This window comes from Rheinheimera sp. EpRS3, assembly GCF_001513785.1.
In the GTDB taxonomy this organism is placed as follows: domain Bacteria; phylum Pseudomonadota; class Gammaproteobacteria; order Enterobacterales; family Alteromonadaceae; genus Alishewanella.
Window position 1 is genome coordinate 221,115 of record NZ_LNQS01000009.1, and the last position, 17,808, is coordinate 238,922.

17 protein-coding genes are annotated in these 17,808 nt (G+C 41.5%); all 17 read left to right on the forward strand.

All coding sequences use genetic code 11. The features are described from left to right. The first annotated feature begins 120 nt into the window (after positions 1-120). The 17 genes from AR688_RS13435 (at position 121) to AR688_RS13515 (ending at position 17,739) form a co-directional block, all read left to right on the forward strand. Complete coding sequence (locus tag AR688_RS13435) at positions 121-780, forward strand: acetyltransferase (protein WP_068234742.1); 660 nt, start codon at positions 121-123, stop codon at positions 778-780. Next, on the forward strand, positions 780-1,481 hold the full coding sequence (locus tag AR688_RS13440) for a WbqC family protein (protein ID WP_068234745.1): 702 nt from the start codon (positions 780-782) through the stop codon (positions 1,479-1,481). The genes AR688_RS13435 and AR688_RS13440 overlap by 1 nt, the downstream gene beginning before the upstream one ends. Continuing rightward, entirely contained in the window at positions 1,468-2,604 is a 1,137-nt protein-coding gene (rffA, locus tag AR688_RS13445; RefSeq protein ID WP_068234748.1) for a dTDP-4-amino-4,6-dideoxygalactose transaminase, read from the forward strand. Before AR688_RS13440 ends, rffA begins: the two co-directional genes overlap by 14 nt. A gap of 39 nt (positions 2,605-2,643) precedes the next feature. Next, the gene (locus AR688_RS13450; RefSeq protein WP_068234750.1) at positions 2,644-3,684 is read left to right on the forward strand and encodes a TDP-N-acetylfucosamine:lipid II N-acetylfucosaminyltransferase; all 1,041 of its coding nucleotides are present in this window, start codon (positions 2,644-2,646) and stop codon (positions 3,682-3,684) included. Positions 3,685-3,759: 75 nt separating this feature from the next. Continuing rightward, the gene (locus AR688_RS13455; protein WP_082694778.1) at positions 3,760-5,169 is read left to right on the forward strand and encodes a lipopolysaccharide biosynthesis protein; all 1,410 of its coding nucleotides are present in this window, start codon (positions 3,760-3,762) and stop codon (positions 5,167-5,169) included. An 83-nt stretch (positions 5,170-5,252) separates the two neighbouring features. Beyond that, positions 5,253-6,347, forward strand: coding sequence for a glycosyltransferase family 4 protein (locus AR688_RS13460; protein WP_068234753.1), 1,095 nt, complete (start codon positions 5,253-5,255; stop codon positions 6,345-6,347). A 5-nt stretch (positions 6,348-6,352) separates the two neighbouring features. Continuing rightward, positions 6,353-7,660: an O-antigen ligase family protein gene (locus tag AR688_RS13465; protein ID WP_156420302.1), complete on the forward strand. Its 1,308-nt coding sequence runs from the start codon at positions 6,353-6,355 to the stop codon at positions 7,658-7,660. Then, positions 7,657-8,451, forward strand: coding sequence for a glycosyltransferase family 2 protein (locus tag AR688_RS13470; RefSeq protein WP_068234762.1), 795 nt, complete (start codon positions 7,657-7,659; stop codon positions 8,449-8,451). The genes AR688_RS13465 and AR688_RS13470 overlap by 4 nt, the downstream gene beginning before the upstream one ends. 113 nt (positions 8,452-8,564) lie before the next feature. After that, entirely contained in the window at positions 8,565-9,368 is an 804-nt protein-coding gene (locus tag AR688_RS13475) for a glycosyltransferase family 2 protein (protein ID WP_068234764.1), read from the forward strand. Between the two features lie 89 nt (positions 9,369-9,457). Further along, positions 9,458-10,402, forward strand: coding sequence for a UDP-glucose 4-epimerase family protein (locus tag AR688_RS13480; protein WP_068234766.1), 945 nt, complete (start codon positions 9,458-9,460; stop codon positions 10,400-10,402). A 105-nt stretch (positions 10,403-10,507) separates the two neighbouring features. Next, on the forward strand, positions 10,508-10,795 hold the full coding sequence (locus tag AR688_RS13485) for a nucleotidyltransferase domain-containing protein (protein WP_068234767.1): 288 nt from the start codon (positions 10,508-10,510) through the stop codon (positions 10,793-10,795). Positions 10,796-10,892: 97 nt separating this feature from the next. Next, positions 10,893-11,444 (forward strand): sugar transferase, encoded by a 552-nt coding sequence (locus AR688_RS13490; RefSeq protein ID WP_068234768.1) that lies wholly within the window; start codon positions 10,893-10,895, stop codon positions 11,442-11,444. A gap of 102 nt (positions 11,445-11,546) precedes the next feature. Then, a complete protein-coding gene (locus AR688_RS13495) occupies positions 11,547-11,930 on the forward strand; it encodes a four helix bundle protein (protein WP_068234771.1) in 384 nt (127 codons plus the stop codon). Between the two features lie 20 nt (positions 11,931-11,950). Next, positions 11,951-13,363, forward strand: a complete 1,413-nt coding sequence (locus AR688_RS13500) for an MBL fold metallo-hydrolase (protein ID WP_068234774.1) — start codon at positions 11,951-11,953, stop codon at positions 13,361-13,363. Positions 13,364-13,495: 132 nt separating this feature from the next. Then, on the forward strand, positions 13,496-14,671 hold the full coding sequence (locus AR688_RS13505; protein WP_068234777.1) for a nucleotide sugar dehydrogenase: 1,176 nt from the start codon (positions 13,496-13,498) through the stop codon (positions 14,669-14,671). An 86-nt stretch (positions 14,672-14,757) separates the two neighbouring features. Then, on the forward strand, positions 14,758-15,657 hold the full coding sequence (gene galU, locus AR688_RS13510; protein ID WP_068234778.1) for a UTP--glucose-1-phosphate uridylyltransferase GalU: 900 nt from the start codon (positions 14,758-14,760) through the stop codon (positions 15,655-15,657). Between the two features lie 96 nt (positions 15,658-15,753). After that, positions 15,754-17,739, forward strand: a complete 1,986-nt coding sequence (locus AR688_RS13515) for a nucleoside-diphosphate sugar epimerase/dehydratase (protein WP_068234779.1) — start codon at positions 15,754-15,756, stop codon at positions 17,737-17,739. Positions 17,740-17,808: the final 69 nt, after the last annotated feature.

Consider the following 17,808-nt stretch of genomic DNA (forward strand, 5'->3'; position numbering starts at 1 on the left):
TATTATGACTCTGTTTGTGGAGTTCATGAATCTGAATTGTTTATCTTCGGGGTCACCTGTTTCTGCTGGAGGATATTTCTCATCGGAGAATCTAATGAAACAACTTTTGGTGGTGTTCCAATGAGGAAGCTAATTATTTATGGTGTTGGCGATTTTGCCAAACTGGTAAAACATATGGCAGAAGCTGATGGCCACTATAAAGTGATCGGATTCTGTGCAGACCGACAGTATATTAATAGTAATTATTTCTTGGATCTTGAAGTTTCTCCTGTTGATAAGTTGTCCGAGATTTATTCCAAAGATGAAACTTATATTATTGTTGCGGCTGGTTATAAATCTATGCTAGCTCGAGAATATATGTTTGAGACTGCAAAGAAAACAGGGTTTACAATGGCATCGGTAATCAGCAAACATGCTTGTATAGATCTGTCTGTTAACATTGGGAAGAATGCTATTGTTTTCCCGGGGGTTCAGATTGAGCCATTTTCTGTAATAGGCGATAACTGCATAATCTGGTCATCAGCAGTTATTTGCCATGATTCCGTCGTTGGCGATCACTGTTTTATTGCCGCTCAGTCTTTGCTGGGCGGCCGTGCAAAAATTGGGAAAAGATCTTTCATGGGATTTAATAGTATTATTTTGCAGGATGTGAGTGTCGGTGATGATTGCCTGATAGGCGCTAAATCATTGGTTACTAAGGATGTTCCTGTTGCATCCAAGTGTATTGGTACGCCAGCACATATTGTCTCTACCTACGATCAAAAAGGCGTGACGGTGTAATGAAAAAAGTAGCTATTCTTCAATCGAACTATATTCCATGGAAAGGCTATTTCGATATGATTGCAGCCGTAGATGAATTCATTATTTATGATGATATGCAGTATACAAGGAGGGACTGGCGTAATCGGAATCAAATAAAAACCCCAAATGGGGTTCAATGGTTAACTATTCCTGTAAAAGTGAAAGGGAAATTTGATCAGCGTATCCGAGACACAGAAATTGATGGCAGTTCTTGGTTATCTGATCATTGGAAAGGTCTTCTGATGAATTACCGGAAGGCTAAATATTTCTCTGATATAGCAGTATGGCTTGAGCCTTTGTATCAGGCTGAGTACCGAACGATTACTGAGTTGAATCTAGCTTTTATAACTGCAATTTGTGATTACCTAGGTATAGAAACAAAAATTTCATGTTCTTGGGATTATCAACTAGATGACGGTAAAACTGAGCGTCTTGTGAGCCTCTGTCGGCAGGCAGGTGCAACAGAATATATTTCTGGGCCCGCTGCCAAAGACTATATTGAGGCTTCATATTTTGATGAAGTGGGCATCACGCTGTCTTGGTTTGATTATAACGGCTATCCAGAGTACCTTCAGTTATGGGGGGATTTTGTCCATGGTGTAAGTATTCTGGATCTTTTGTTCAATTGTGGAAAAGAGGCTACGCATTACATGCGTTATGTAAAAAATGATTCCATTTAATCACCCCCCTTATACCGGTAACGAGGACCATTTTGTATTAGACGCAATGCGTGGATCAAAACTATGCGGAGATGGCCCTTACGCGCTGAAATGTCAAAAATGGTTTGAGGATCAGTTGGGATGTCTTAAAACTTTACTCACACCTTCTTGTACTCATGCACTTGAGATGGCGGCAATTCTTATTGATATACAGCCGGGCGATGAAGTCATTATGCCTAGCTATACCTTTGTGAGCACCGCAAATCCGTTTGTATTACGTGGCGCCAAAGTTATTTTCGTTGATATCCGCCCTGATACCATGAATATTGACGAGACCCTTATAGAGGCGGCTATTACGGATAAAACAAAAGCGATAGTCCCGGTGCATTATGCTGGTGTCAGTTGTGACATGGACACCATTATGCGGATCGCTGACAAGTATAAGCTTTTTGTTGTGGAAGATGCTGCTCAGGCATTTTACTCATATTACAAAAACGAGCCTGTTGGAACTCGCGGGCACCTTGCGGCGTTTAGTTTCCATGAAACAAAGAATGTAACCAGCGGTGGTGAGGGCGGGCTGCTTATTATTAATGACAAACGTTTTGTCCAGCGTGCCGAGATAATCCGGGAAAAAGGTACCAACCGCAGTCAGTTTTTCAGAGGAATGGTTGATAAGTATACTTGGGTTGATGTAGGTAGCAGCTATTTACCCTCCGAGATTCAGGCAGCCTATCTTTATGGTCAACTGCTGAATGCTGAAAAAATCCAAGCCAAGCGGCAGGAGATTTGGCATAGCTACTATAATGGGCTATCAAATCTGGTGCAGCGAGGACTTATTGAACTACCCACTGTACCTGAAGATAGTACGCATAATGCCCATATGTTTTATCTAAAGGTTGATGATATAGAACATCGAACGTTATTTCTTAATCACTTAAAAGTAGCCGGAATACTAGCAGTATTCCACTATGTACCCCTTCATTCAGCCTCTGCTGGTAAACAGTTTGGTAAATTTAGTGGCGTTGATAAGTTTACGACGAAAGAGAGTTCTAGACTCGTTCGATTACCACTTTATTACAGTATGAGCTTAAAAGACTATGAAAGTGTCATCAAAGCAACTATTGAGTTTTTTAATCAAGTATAGACATTTAAAGTGAAAACTAACTAGTTTAGATAAAAATCAATGACAAAAAAAATACTACATATAGCAAGCTGTTCAAGTTTTTTACCATCTTTTATTAAATGTATCAATGATAAATTTAATTCTGAGCGCCACGAATTTCTAATAACTAGTGGGTTAGCAGATAGTGAGCTTTCAGATTTCAAAAATGTGAAGCTTTTTATATTAAATGGCTTTTCTAAAAAAATTCTTTATTACTTTGAACTACTGTATAAAATGCAGGTTGCCGAAAGAATCGTTATTCATGGTTTATTTAATCAACGTTTGGTAAAAATTTTGTTCATATTCCCTTGGTTATTGAAGAAATGCTATTGGGCAGTTTGGGGGGGAGACCTTTATGTGTATCAATTGGGGAGGCGTAATTGGAAATGGCATGTGAATGAGTTCTTTCGTAGGCCTGTAATAAAAAATATGGGACATCTAGTCACCTATGTTGAAGGTGATGTACAGTTGGCACGCAATTGGTACAGAGCCAAGGGTAAGTATCATGAGTGCTTGATGTATCATAGCAATCTATATAAGAACTATACTTTGCCGAACAAGGATAGTGATATAATAAATATTCAAGTCGGTAATTCTTCAGATCCCAGTAATAATCATATTGAGTTATTAGAAAAATTACTGCCTTTTAAAGACCAAAATATACGAATACTCACCCCGTTGTCTTATGGCTCTCCAACTCATGCCAAGAAGGTTATGGAGCTTGGTGTTGAGTGGTTTGGCGATAAGTTCCAGCCAATCACTGAAGTTATGTCTTTTGATCGTTATTTAGGTTTTTTGGGCTCCGTTGACATAGCTCTTTTTAACCATGAGCGGCAACAAGCAATGGGAAATACGATAACCTTACTCGGTTTAGGAAAAACCGTATATATGCGCAGTGATACTACGCAATGGTTACTATTTGAAGAGAAAAATATCGCAGTAAAAGATATCCAAAAATTCAACTCTTTAGACTTCAAGCATGATGAGTGTAATGCTGAAATGATTGCAAAGTATTTTTCGGCAGAAAACTATCATAAACAATTACACAAGTTGTTTTCGTAACTATTTTTTTATCGTATTTTGCTTAAATATTTTTGGGGGGCATAATTGATTAATATTAAGGCTTTTGTATAAAACATGAATCTTAGAAAGATTTTAGCGTTTGCTTTGGGCCCTGTAGGCGCTGCCGCCCTGGGGCTTGTTACCGTTCCTGTATTGGCCTGGGCTTTCAGTATGGAAGATATCGGCCGCTTAAATGTATTAAATGTTACGGTATCGCTGGCTTTACTGATTTGTATGCTGGGGTTGGATCAGGCTTATGTCAGACATTATTACGAGACGGAAGATAAACCTGCTCTATTGAAGGCGTGTCTTTGGCCGGGTTTAATATTGCTGTTGATATTGGCGATATGCTGTGCGGTCTTTGCAGAAGATATATCTCTGCTAATGTATGGTGAAGACGCAGGCACGTATTTCTGGATAACACTGTACTGTGTAATAACGGCTTTTATTTCTAGGTTTCTCTCACTGATCTTACGGATGCAAGAGCGTGGCTTGGCGTATTCAATGAGCCAGATTATCCCTAAGTTAGTTATGCTTTCGGCAGTGGGCATCATTATCTTCACAGGTATTGCCAGAGAGTTTCTTGCCTTACAGCTTGCGTTTCTGGCGTCGACATCAACGGTGCTTATCGTCTATGCTTGGAATACCCGTAAAGAATGGCAAAGCGCTTTTCGAAGCAAGCCGGACTCTGATTACACGAAACAGCTGCTGAGCTTTGGCGCGCCTCTGGTTTTTTCCGGAGTTATATACTGGGGCCTAATGGCTACCAGTACCGTTACACTAAGATTCTATGCACCTTTATCTGAGTTAGGGCTTTATTCCGTCACTGCCAGCTTTGCCGCCGCAGCAAGTATTTTTCAGTCAGTGTTCTCGGTTATATGGGCACCAACGGTATATAAATGGCATGCAGAGGGTGCCGATATGGGAAAAGTACACGCAGTAAGCAAGCAGGTACTGATGGCGGTTTGTGTAATATGTGCGTTGTGCGGGATTTTTTCCTGGCTAACAGATTACTTACTGCCCGAAGGTTACTCATCAGTAAAGTATTTGATACTGTGCGCACTAATCCCTCCTTTGATGTACACCTTGTCAGAAGTAACCTGCGTGGGTATTGGTATTACAAAACGCACAGGTCTTACTATTTGGATAACACTGGTTGCTTTTTTGGTAAACGTACTACTTAGTATTAAATTGGTGCCAATGTTTGGTGCAGCAGGTGCTGTTGTCAGCAATGCAACTGCTTACGTAGTGTTTTTTATGATGAGAACAGAGGTTTCATCTTTGATCTGGCGATCCTTCCCCAGAGCAAAAATATACTTTTTTGTAACACTTTTACTTAGTTTAACTATTGTAACACTGCTTAGTTCTGAATATGGCACTTATACATATGTCGCTATTTGGCTCTGTTTTTTACCTCTTGTAGGTATCTTTTTTAGAAAAGACGCGTACGAATTATTGAATGCGGTTAAGTTTTCAAGACGTTAGTTGTGATTGTTGGTATATATTTTACATATTGATTAAAGAATGCTACAGCAACGAATTTATTTTGACGTTTTTTTTGGTGAGTAATGGTGAATAAAGATAAGTTAAATACGCTTGTTTTGGGCTTGGAGCATTTTATAGATAAAATAGGCTATCAAGCTTCCGAATACACGAAGAATAAAATAAGTGTAAAATATCTTGTAAGTGATAAAAGCAATACCAGTGGTTTTTATGCAAAAAAATACTCTGCAGATGTAGAGGTTGTATCAGGTAATAAATTTGTCGTTTCATTGTTGTATCTATTTAAGATCGCAAAGTTAAAGCCTGATTTTGTAGAATTATATGACACCGGTAATATGTTTCTGGTTTACTTAATTATTTGCTTTATTTTGAGAAGAAAAGTGATCGTTATTTATCGCGGAGGCGAGCTGCAGCGGCATAACTGTAAAAAATTTAGCCTAAATTATGTTAAACATGTCTTTGCTACTACAATCGCGTTTAAAGTAGTAGCTAAAGAAAGCAACATCATAGAAGAATATAAAAAAAACGGATTTCCGTTGAAAAAGCTACGTTACTTGCACAACTGTGTGCCTATGTGTCTAGAATATAAGCCTCAAGAGGAAAGAAGTGTCGATTTGCTGTTTCTGAATAGTATAAGGAAAAGCAGGAATGTACCATTTTTTATCAATGTGGTTGAAAAGCTACGTGAGCAATGCCCGGATATTAAAGTTTTTATAGCTGGTTTCAACTCTCTGGACGATAAAAATTTAAGTTTTGAATTGGCGGAGGAAGAATACATATTAAATCTAATAAAAAATAAAGATCTACAGAATTCTATAAAGGTGTTTGGTTTCGTTAAAGACCCAATCAAATATCATATTGAAAGTAAATTGTTCGTATTTCCAGCTGAAGTAGTGTTTGCAAACTACTCTTTACTTGAAAGTATGGCAAGTGGTTGCGTGCCGATTGTTTCTAATGGAGAGGGCGCAGAGAAAATAGTCACCGGTGAGGAAGGGAGTATTATTGAATTAGATATTGATAAGTGGGTAGATGTTATAGCGAATTACCTTAGTAATAACGAATTGCTACAACAAAAATCCATTCAGGCCAGAAGAAAAATAGAGATGGAGTTTTCAATGGGTACCTGGTTTAAGAAAATGATGGAACTGAGGCAGGACTGAATTACATGAACTCGACTTCAGCCAACTTGAGTGTATCGAATTTTAATGTTCGTAATTTCTCTATCTGTCTTGTTGGAGTTTCGGCATTTACATTTTCTACTATCGTTCCTGGTTACTTTGCTTACCTTTCTGTTGCGCTCTGTGTTTTTTTTGGGGTGTTGTCATTTATAAAACTACCTATACTTGATAAAAGGATTTTATTTTTTTTGCTGTTTTTTATTTCTCCATTTTTGGTTAGTTTTGCAAGCTTACCCTTTTCTATGATTGTTGAGATGCAGCGGTTTGATTATTCTCAGCTAAATATCATCGGTCGGCTTTTAAACCTATTAATCTTCTTTGTGCTTGTTTTATCTTTATCTCAGTTTTCTAACCAAATAAACATGTTGTTGGTTTTTAAATGGTATAAAATCGGTATTTTTATTCTGCTGTTAACGGCGTTGTGGCACGCCTTATCACTTTATACCGGTTTAGTCAGTTGGCCTTTTGAAACAAGATCAAATTTACATAGTGCTTATGGAAACACCTATTCTTTTACTGACAGGGTTACTGGTATTGCCAGAGAACCCAGCTTTTTTGTTATGTATGTTGTCGATTTTATAGCTCTGGCGTTTATATTTTTCTCAGGCTTAAAGCGAAATGCAGCGATTATTTTCGCTTGCTTTATTATGCTGCTGTCATTATCTCCGTCCGGATATATAGTTTTGATTATGTGCTTTTGTCTTTCTTATTTCTTTACCAAGATGTCCACGTTGAGTTTTAGTGGTTTGTGTAAGTTAGCCGCTTTATTTTGTTTTTTTGTTTTTTTTACTTTTTTTGTTTTGGGTTCAAATAATCCATTTTTTGAATACATTATTAATAGGGTAATAAATGTTGACGCGAGTAGTAGTAGTCGTTTGTCTATGCTGCTTGGACCTTTTGAATGGGTAAAAGATTCTAGCCTAATAAGCTTTGTTTTTGGTCATGGTTTAAAGTCTTTCGCAATTGTAGGCACGAACTATGTGTTGCCCTCCGGCGAAGCGGTGCACGTGACTTCAAATAATATGTATGTCGATGTTTTTTGGGAGGCTGGAGTTCTTGGCTTGCTGTTGATGTTGTTGTATTTTTTATTTATTTTTGTAAAAATATTCTCTGTTAAACAGAGCCAGCAACAGCAGTTTGTCACATTCTTTGTTTTTTTTGATTTAGTTTTATCTGCAGTTTTTAGAGCTGATTATGCATCTTTACGGTTTTTCCTTATGCTCTATTTGTTATTCTTACTGCTAAATTATGATATTGGGTTAGGTAAAGTAAAATCTGCCAGGAGTTCGGTATGAAAAAAATTGCCGTTTTGATACCAACGTTCAAGCCGGGCTTTTATTTAGAGGACTGTTTACGTTGTCTTGACGCGCAAACATTGTCAAAAGACGATTTTCACGTTTATATTGCACTTAATGGCCCAAATGAAGGTTATCAGGATTACATTAGAAATATCACTAAGCAATTTACTTTTCAATTAACTTACAGTTATATCCCCGAAGCTGGAGTATCAAACGCGCGCAATTTTTTAATTGAAAACTCTGAAAGTGAATTTGTTGTCTTTATTGATGATGATGATTTAGTCAGCGAAAATTACTTAGAAATGCTTCTGGCCGTTTCAAATGAGAGTTTTATGGGTATAAGTAATGTTAGGGATTTTGAAAATGATGTTTCTGAGACAACAGAAAGTTATATTGGGAAATGTTTCGATTCTATAGCGGACACAGAGACATCAAAGTTTATTACCAGGAAATACTATTCTTCACCTGTTGCGAAAATGCTAAATCGCAATATGATATCAACAAACAGATTTGATGTTTGCTTGGCGATTGGTGAGGATTCCTTGTTTATGGCGCGGATTTCGAATAAAATATTTGGTGTTGTTAAGGTTGGCGGTAACGCAACCTATTTTGTTAGACAGAGGGTTGGCTCTGCAACACGCAGCTCTTTTAGAAGATCTGATGAAGTTAAACGGGTTTTCTATTTGCTTTTTATCTATTTTAAAATGCTTGTCTCATTTAAGTATAATGCAGTGTTTATTCTCACAAGAATGGTCGCAACAGTAATGCACCTGAAACGGCTTTTTTAGGATGTTCTTTTGACGTTTAAATGGCATGCCTTTTTGTAGTTTGTGCGTCCCTGGTACAAACTGAATTTTTCGGTTTTTAGAAAAGTTAGTCATATTTTTGTAGGTTTTTTTGAATGAAAAATTTTGGTAAGCAACACTCAGCTGTAGTTTCAATTATTACACCATCCTACAATTCTAGTAAATTTATTTCAGAAACTATAAATTCAGTAGTTTCTCAGACATTCACTTGTTGGGAAATGATAATAGTTGATGATTGTTCGATAGATGGTTCTTTTGATAAAATATCTGAATTAATTGAGAGCGAACCAAGAATCAAATTAATTAGTTTGGACATTAATTCTGGCGCCGCCACAGCCAGGAATAAAGCAATAGAGTTAGCAGTTGGTCGCTATATAGCATTTCTTGATAGCGACGATCTCTGGTATCCGAATAAACTTGAGTATCAGCTATCTTTTATGAAAGAAAATAATATAGCTTTTTGTTATTCAGCTTACGAAAAAGTAGATGAAAATGGCAATTTTATTGGCTCTATGGGTGTTCCAGAGAAATCAAGTTATAGAGATATGCTGAAGACTTGCTATGTTGGCTGTTTAACAGCTATTTATGATACTGAGAAAATTGGAAAATTCTATATGCCTTCCAGCACCAAGCGTGAGGATTTTGCAACTTGGATCAATATTCTCAAGAAGATTGATTATGCTTATGGTCTTAATGAAGTGCTCGCTAAATACAGAGTATATTCAGCTCAAATTTCAGCAAGCAAAGTTAAGATGGCCAAAGAAACTTGGCGATTTTATAGGGAGGTCGAACGCCTTGGATTATTTAGTTCATTATATTATTTTTCTCACTATGCGTTGAGGGGAGTTTTACGAGCAAAATTTCCTTCTGCTGCTAGGTTTTTAGGTGTATTGCAATAGCGTTACTTAAGGTGTACACACATTGCTTGTCTGGCTCTTACTGCAAATTTTTCATTTAAGATTTTTATGAGAATAATTAAAGGTGTACCTTGCTAAAAAGAATAATAATTACCGGTTGTACTGGTTTTGTAGGTTCACAAGTTTTAAAACGTCTGAAACAGGACTCATTTCTCGATATTAAGTCTGTTGTTCGAAACTTTGGGAATTTGCGGCCAGATGATTTTGTTGTAGATAATATAGACTGCAATACGGATTACTCCAAAGTTATGCAGAATGTTGGTGTAATTGTCCATATTGCCGCCAGAGTACATGTTATGGCAGATACTGTTGCCGATCCTCTGGATGAATACCGTGCCGTGAATGTCGCTGGTACTTTGAATTTAGCCAGACAGGCTGCAGCCAGTGGAGTTAAGCGCTTTGTATTTGTTAGTTCGATAAAAGTTAATGGCGAGGCGACATCTGAAAACAAAGCTTTTCGATACGACGATACGCCCACGCCCGAAGATCCTTATAGCATCTCCAAAGCAGAAGCTGAATCCGGACTGAAGCAGATATCAGCACAAACCGGCATGGAGGTGGTAATTATTCGTCCGCCGTTGGTTTATGGCCCAGGTGTTAAAGCAAACTTTGCCGCTATGATGAAGCTAGCGCGGATAAACCTGCCGTTGCCGTTAGGAGCCATCCATAATAAGCGCAGCCTGGTGGCACTGGATAATCTGGTTGATTTAATTGTTACTTGTATAGAACACCCTAATGCGGCGAACCAGACCTTTTTGGTTAGTGATGACCAGGATGTATCTACCACAGAACTGCTGCAAATGATGACGCGGGCAGCCGGTAAAATGCCAAGGCTGCTGCCAGTACCTGTAAGCTGGTTAAAACTGGCAGGTAAAGTTACCGGTAAGCAGGCAGTGATAGACAGGCTATGCGGTAATTTGCAGTTAGATATTAGCCATACCAAGGATACTTTGGATTGGACGCCACCGGTGACGGTGGAAGAGGGGATTGCTCGCTGCTTTACAGCGAAGGGTTGAGTGATAAATGTTGAGTGTTGAGTTTTTAGTTGTCAGTGCTGAGTGTTGGTGGCTAAAAGCTTGTTAGCTGGTTAAACTTGGTGCGGTTGGCTAAGGAATTATGCTATGCGTCTGTCTGAGTTTGAAAAAACAGTAATATTTAAAGCTATAACTGCAGAAGATGCGTCTGCCAGGGTATTTTTATTTGGCTCCAGAGTTGATGATTCCGCTTGTGGTGGCGATATTGATTTGTTGGTGCTGTCCGGAGGGTTTGATAAAAAACGGCAACGAGCGGCCCGGTGGCGGATACTTGAAAAATTAGGTGAGCAGAAAATTGATATTGTTAGCAGTGCTGATGGTTCAGAGCCCTTTGTGAAGATGATACGGGGAAGTGCTGAGGAGATAACAGGATGACCCGTTTAAGTTCAGCTGAGTACCTCGCAATACTTAATGATTACGTTAGTGCTGAGTTTTGAGTGTTTAGTTGTCGCTGGCAAATTTTAGAGGAATTATGTTAATACGTTTATTGGATATTGTTTTTGCTTTTTGTGGCTTAGTGTTTGGTTTTCCGGTGCTGGTTGTGCTTACTATTATTGGTTTATTTGATACCGGTTCGCCGATATTCCGCCAGGTAAGGGTGGGGCGGCATAAAAAGCCTTTTACTTTAGTAAAGTTTCGTACCATGAAGCCGGATACCGCCCATGTCGCCAGCCATTTAGCCAGTGCCAGTGCTATAACGCCATTTGGCGGCTTTTTGCGTAAAAGCAAACTGGATGAACTGCCGCAGCTTTGGAATGTGTTAAAAGGCGAAATGAGCCTGGTAGGCCCACGGCCTTGTTTGTTTAACCAGGAAGAGTTAATAACCGAACGTGAGCAGCGTGGTGTGCTAAATGCGAGACCTGGCATTACCGGGCTGGCACAGGTTAACGATATTGATATGTCTACGCCGGTATTGCTGGCAGAAACAGACGCCAAAATGCTGGCACAGCTTACGGTAGCGGACTACTTTAAGTATATTTTTATGACTGTTGCCGGGAAGGGCAGTGGGGATAGGGTTAGGTAGTTTTGAGTTTTGAGTTTTGAGTGGTTAGTGTCGAGTTGTGGTTTGTAAAATTTTTGTTTTTGGCTATAGATATTACATAGTTTGGATTTGTGAGGGCCGGGAATGCCTGCTGAATCGAACAATGTATTGGCCAAGGCTTTTGAGTTTGCGGTTCGGGTTGTTAGGCTTTATCAGTATTTGGTAAAAGAGCATAAAGAATTTGTGCTGTCTAAGCAGTTAGTGCGCTGTGGTACTTCTATCGGGGCAAATATTAACGAGGCGCAGGCGGGGCAATCTAAAGCTGATTTTATCGCTAAAATGAGTATTGCCAGTAAAGAGTCAAGGGAAGCGAAATATTGGTTAGAGCTGCTATGTATAACTGGCTACCTCGATAATACTCAACCGCACGTAACCAGCTTACTTAACCAAAGTGAAGAGCTAATAAAAATACTAACCAGCATAGTAAAAACTTCTCAAGCTAACTCAAAAATCACAACTAAAAACTAAGCACTCAACAAGGAGACAGGATGTCGACATTGTATACCTCCCCCCAATTTACCCACCATGGCGCCGTGGACGGCGTTACTGGTTCTTGTCATGAATATCGCATCAGCGATGATTACGGCCTGCTAATTGACTGTGGGTTGTTTCAGGGTGCTGAAGTGTCAAACAGCGGCTCTGCCAATAAACCTCATATTACATTTGCGCTTGCGCATATCCGTGCCCTGATCGTCACCCATGTGCATATTGACCATGTCGGTCGTATTCCTTATTTGCTGGCAGCCGGTTTTACCGGGCCAATATTTTGTACCACAGCGTCAGCCACCTTATTACCACTGGTACTGGAAGACGCACTCAAAGTAGGTGTTACCCGCGATGAGGCGTTAATTAATGCTTTTTTAGCCAGAGTGCGCCGCCAGTTAGTGCCTTGTGAATTTAAACGGTGGGTGGCTTTGCCCGCGTTAGATGGCGCTGCAGTTAAAGTGCGGTTTCAACCAGCTGGCCATATACTGGGCTCTGCTTATGTTGAGTTAAGCCATAATACGGCCGTAAAAATGGCTTACAAAACGGTGTTTTCTGGCGATTTAGGTGCGCCCTATGCACCATTATTACCTGCACCCAAGCCCCCTTATGCAGCAGATGAAGTAGTAATAGAAAGCACTTATGGTGACAGATTACATGACAACCGGCGTCAGCGGATAAAACGTTTAGAGCAGGTGCTGCTGCACTCATTACAGGATAATGGCACTGTGTTGTTTCCGGCTTTTAGTATCGGCCGCACGCAGGAGTTATTGTATGAGCTTGAAGCTATTATTTATCGCTTACGCGGACAGAAAATTCATCAGAACCTGCACTGGGATGAGCTGCAGATTATCGTCGACTCACCACTGGCGGCAAAGTTTACCCAGGCGTACACTGAGTTAAAAAGCTGCTGGGACAACGAGGCCAAACAGCGTTTGCGCCAGGGGCGCCATCCGCTGAGTTTTACCCAGTTACATACTATAGACAGCCATAGCCAGCATTTAGATGTGGTGCAGTTTTTAGCCCGCACTAAACAACCGGCTATTGTTATTGCTGCCAGTGGTATGTGCGAAGGTGGCCGGGTGGTTAATTATTTAACTGCCTTACTGGCTGATAAGGCCCATCAGGTGGTATTTGTCGGTTATCAGGCACGGGGCACTTTGGGGGCGGCAATACAGCGTTTTGGCCCGCAGGGCGGTTATGTTGAAATTGACGGCCAGCGCATTAATATCGATGCGGAAATTATTACGTTAAGCGGCTATTCAGCCCATGCCGACCAAGCTGGTTTAATTAATTTTGTCAATCGTATGGTACGTAAGCCACAACGGGTGCGCATAGTTCATGGCGATAACAATGCCAAGCAGGCTTTGCAGCGGGCGCTGGCGACTTATGTCAAAGAAGTGGTTATTAGTGTTTAGTGTTAAGAGATTAGTGTTTAGTTGTGAGTGTTAAGTGTTTAGTTTTAGGGTAAACTCCGCAATCATAACTAAACACTCAAAACTTACAACTCAAAGCCCAAAGCTCACAGCTCATAATTCAAAAAGGTTGTTATGTCAGGTTTAAAAATTGCTATTGCCGGTACCGGCTATGTCGGGCTATCTAATGCTATGTTGCTGGCGCAGCACAATAACGTCGTGGCGCTGGATATACTGCCGGAAAAAGTAGCATTGTTAAACGCTAAACAATCACCGATTGAAGATAAAGAAATTAGCGATTTTCTGCTGCACAAAGCACTGAACTTTACTGCCACGTTGGATAAACAACAGGCCTATACAGATGCAGATTTTGTTATTATCTCCACCCCGACAGATTACGACCCGCAAACTAATTACTTTAATACCAAAAGTGTTGAAGCTGTTATCGCTGATGTAATGGCAATAAACCCCAAGGCGGTGATGGTAATTAAGTCTACCGTGCCTGTGGGTTACACCAAAACTGCACGGGAAAAGTTTGCTACTGCCAACCTGATTTTTTCACCGGAGTTTTTACGCGAAGGCCGGGCGCTATACGACAACCTTTACCCGTCACGTATTATTGTTGGTGAGCAAAGCGAGCGGGCCGCGCAGTTTGCTGCTTTGTTACAACAAGGTGCTATTAAGCAGGATGTACCGGTATTATTTACCGACAGCACTGAAGCCGAAGCGATAAAGCTGTTTTCTAATACTTACCTGGCCATGCGGGTGGCCTATTTTAACGAGCTGGATAGTTATGCCGAAAGCCATGGCTTAAATTCGCGGCAGATTATTGAAGGCGTAGGCTTAGACCCACGTATTGGCAAGCATTACAACAACCCCAGCTTTGGTTATGGTGGTTATTGCTTACCTAAAGATACTAAGCAGTTACTGGCTAATTACCAGCATGTACCTAATAACATTATGCAGGCAGTGGTAGATGCCAACCGTACCCGTAAAGATTTTATTGCTGAATCTATTGTGAAGCGTAACCCGAAAATAGTCGGTGTATACCGGTTGGCAATGAAAGCTGGGTCGGACAATTTCCGCGCCTCTGCGATTCAGGGCATTATGAAGCGCATTAAAGCTAAAGGCATTGAGGTTGTGGTATACGAGCCGGAATTAAAACAGGATGAGTTTTTCCGCTCCCGCGTTATTAAAGACCTGGCTGAATTTAAGCAAATTTCAGATGTAATAGTGGCAAACCGGCGCAGTGAAGTTTTGGTGGATGTAGAAGACAAAGTGTATACCCGTGATTTGTTTGGTAGCGATTAAGTTAGTGTTGAGTTATGAATGGTGAGTTATGAGTTGTTAACTCAACACTTACCATTCAACACTAAACACTGAGTATTGGAGTTTACATGAAAGTATTAAAAGCGGTAATACCGGTTGCCGGGTTGGGTACCAGGATGTTGCCGGCAACTAAAGCAATACCGAAAGAAATGCTGCCGGTAGTCGATAAGCCGTTGATTCAGTATGTAGTAAGCGAATGTATTGCGGCAGGTATTAAGCAGATAGTGCTGGTAACGCATTCATCGAAAAACAGTATAGAAAACCATTTTGATAAAAGCTTTGAACTGGAATCTATGCTGGAAAAGCGGGTTAAGCGCCAGTTGTTGGATGAAGTGCAGGCTATTTGTCCGAAAGATGTGACTATTATGCATGTGCGTCAGGGCGAGGCTAAGGGTCTGGGCCATGCAGTGCTGTGCGCATTGCCGCTGGTGGGCGATGCTCCTTTCGCAGTAGTGCTGCCAGATGTTTTGATTGATGGTTACGACTGTGATTTACGTCGCGACAACCTGGCAAAAATGGTGCAGTTGTTTGAACAAAGTGGTGTTAGCCAGGTAATGGTTGAGCCAGTGCCGCATGATATGGTAAGCAACTATGGTGTTGCCGATGTGGGTGGCCACCAGGTGCAAGGCGGTGAGTCTGTCAGAATGGCCGCTATAGTGGAAAAACCCGCTGTTGAGCAGGCGCCGTCTAATCTGGCGGTGGTAGGACGCTATGTATTTAGCCAGCAAATCTGGCAGCAGTTAAAGCGTACTCCTGTCGGGGCGGGTGATGAAATTCAGCTCACGGACGCCATTGCATTATTAATGGAAGCGGAAGCCGTAAATGCCTACCATATTACCGGCCGTAGCCATGATTGTGGCAATAAGCTGGGCTATATGCAGGCCTTTGTTGAACATGGTTTGCGTGATAAATATCTGGGGCCGGATTTTAAGCAGTGGTTAACCCAGTTGCTGAATACAGCAGGTTAGGCATAATGCGATTACAATGGTTGCGGGTGTTATACTCGCGCCAGTTAAAATTGATTATTGTTGGCCAGACAGGCTAACGTTATTCTGGAGTAGTTGATGCTTGCTTGGTTGCTGGGGTTGCCCCGTGCGATAAAACGCTTAATTTCAGTGATAGCTGATATGTTTTTTTTAATCAGCTCGTTGTTTGCTGCGTATTTTTTGACACAGCACGAAGACCGTACTGATATTCCTGAAATTGCTCTGGCTTTTGCCGTAACCCTGCCTGTTACATTATTTATTTTTACCAAGCTTGGTTTGTACCGTGCAGTTATCCGCTATATTGGCCAGCATGCGCTGGGCGCAGTGTTGGCTGGTATAGTAAGCAGCGCCTTTGTGTTGGCGCTATTGTTTGGCCTGCTAAAGGTGCATGACAAAGGCAACCTGATTTTCGTTTACGCTATTCTGGCCTTAATTAGCTCAGGTGGTTTACGTTTACTGGCACGGATGTTTTTGGTGCAGCGTAATAATGGCCATAAAGAACGCGTGCTTATTTATGGCGCCGGCTCGTCCGGCCGCCAGTTAGCACAAGCGCTTATTAATGGTGAGCAGTACCACCCAGTAGTGTTTGTTGATGACGACACCACCCTGCACCGTTCTACTATTTTGGGTGTGCCTGTTGGTGCGCCAGCCCAGATTACCAGCCTGATCAAGTCACATAATATCAGCCGTATTTTACTGGCGTTGCCGTCTGTTAGCCGCTCACGTCGGCGCGAAGTGCTGGATGCGTTGGAAGAGCTTCCAATACCGGTGCAGTCTATCCCCGGCATGAGTGATTTAGTTGATGGCTCTATGCGTATTGATGAGTTGCAGGACGTAAAAATTGAAGATTTGCTGGGCCGTGATCCGGTAGCGCCGAAAACCAAACTGATGCAGGCTAATATTCACGGCAAGGTAGTTATGGTAACCGGTGCGGGCGGCTCTATTGGCTCTGAGTTGTGCCGGCAAATTATTACCTGCGAGCCTAAAACGCTGGTGTTATTTGAGTTGTCAGAATTTAGCCTGTACAGCATAGAGCAAGAATTAAGTGCCCTGATTAAACACCAACAGCTGGATATTCAGTTGGTGCCAATAATGGGTACTGCGCAGCGGCGTAACCGGCTGGAAACGGTAATGAAAGCCTTTAAAGTGCAGACGGTTTACCATGCAGCGGCTTATAAGCATGTGCCGCTGGTAGAATATAATGTAGTTGAAGGGGTGCGCAATAATGTATTTGGCACCTGGTATGCCGCCGAGGCGGCTATTGCCTCCGGCGTAGAAACTTTTGTACTTATCTCTACTGACAAAGCGGTGCGGCCAACTAACGTAATGGGGGCGTCAAAGCGCTTAGCCGAGTTAGTATTGCAGGCTCTATCGGAGCGGCAAAGCACTACAAGGTTTTGTATGGTGCGTTTTGGCAATGTGCTTGGCTCCAGCGGCTCTGTGGTGCCACTGTTTCGTGAGCAAATACGCCGTGGTGGGCCGGTTACGGTAACGCATAAAGATATTATTCGGTATTTTATGACCATACCCGAGGCGGCGCAGCTGGTGATACAGGCCGGTGCTATGGGGCAGGGCGGTGATGTATTTGTGCTGGATATGGGCGAACCGGTGAAAATTGCCGATTTAGCCAAACGTATGATCCACCTGATGGGGCTGGAAGTTAAAGATGAAGTACACCCTAATGGTGATATTGAAGTTCAGTATTCCGGCTTGCGGCCGGGCGAAAAACTGTATGAAGAGTTATTAATCGGCGAAAATGTACGCGAAACTGCCCATCCGCGTATTATGGCCGCTGATGAAGTGTGCCTTGGCTGGAGCCAGATGGAAAGTATGCTATTACAACTGGATACCCTGTGCGACAGTTTTGCAGTTGAGCAAATTATTGAGCTAATGCGGGTTGCTCCTGCAGGCTTTAATTATAGCTGCGCCAGCAGTGATCTGGTGGTAAAAGCCTGTTGCGATATTGAGTTGGCTGCACCGGTTGCGGTGCCGCTGAATATGGTAGTAAATACCGCCACGGGCATAGGTGCTGTAACTGCAGCGCCGGCAAAGAAGTATTGTTAGCCAATACTGTTAACAGTAAGCTGCAAAAAAAGCAGTTAATATGCAGTTAGGGGTTGAGTAATACTTGTG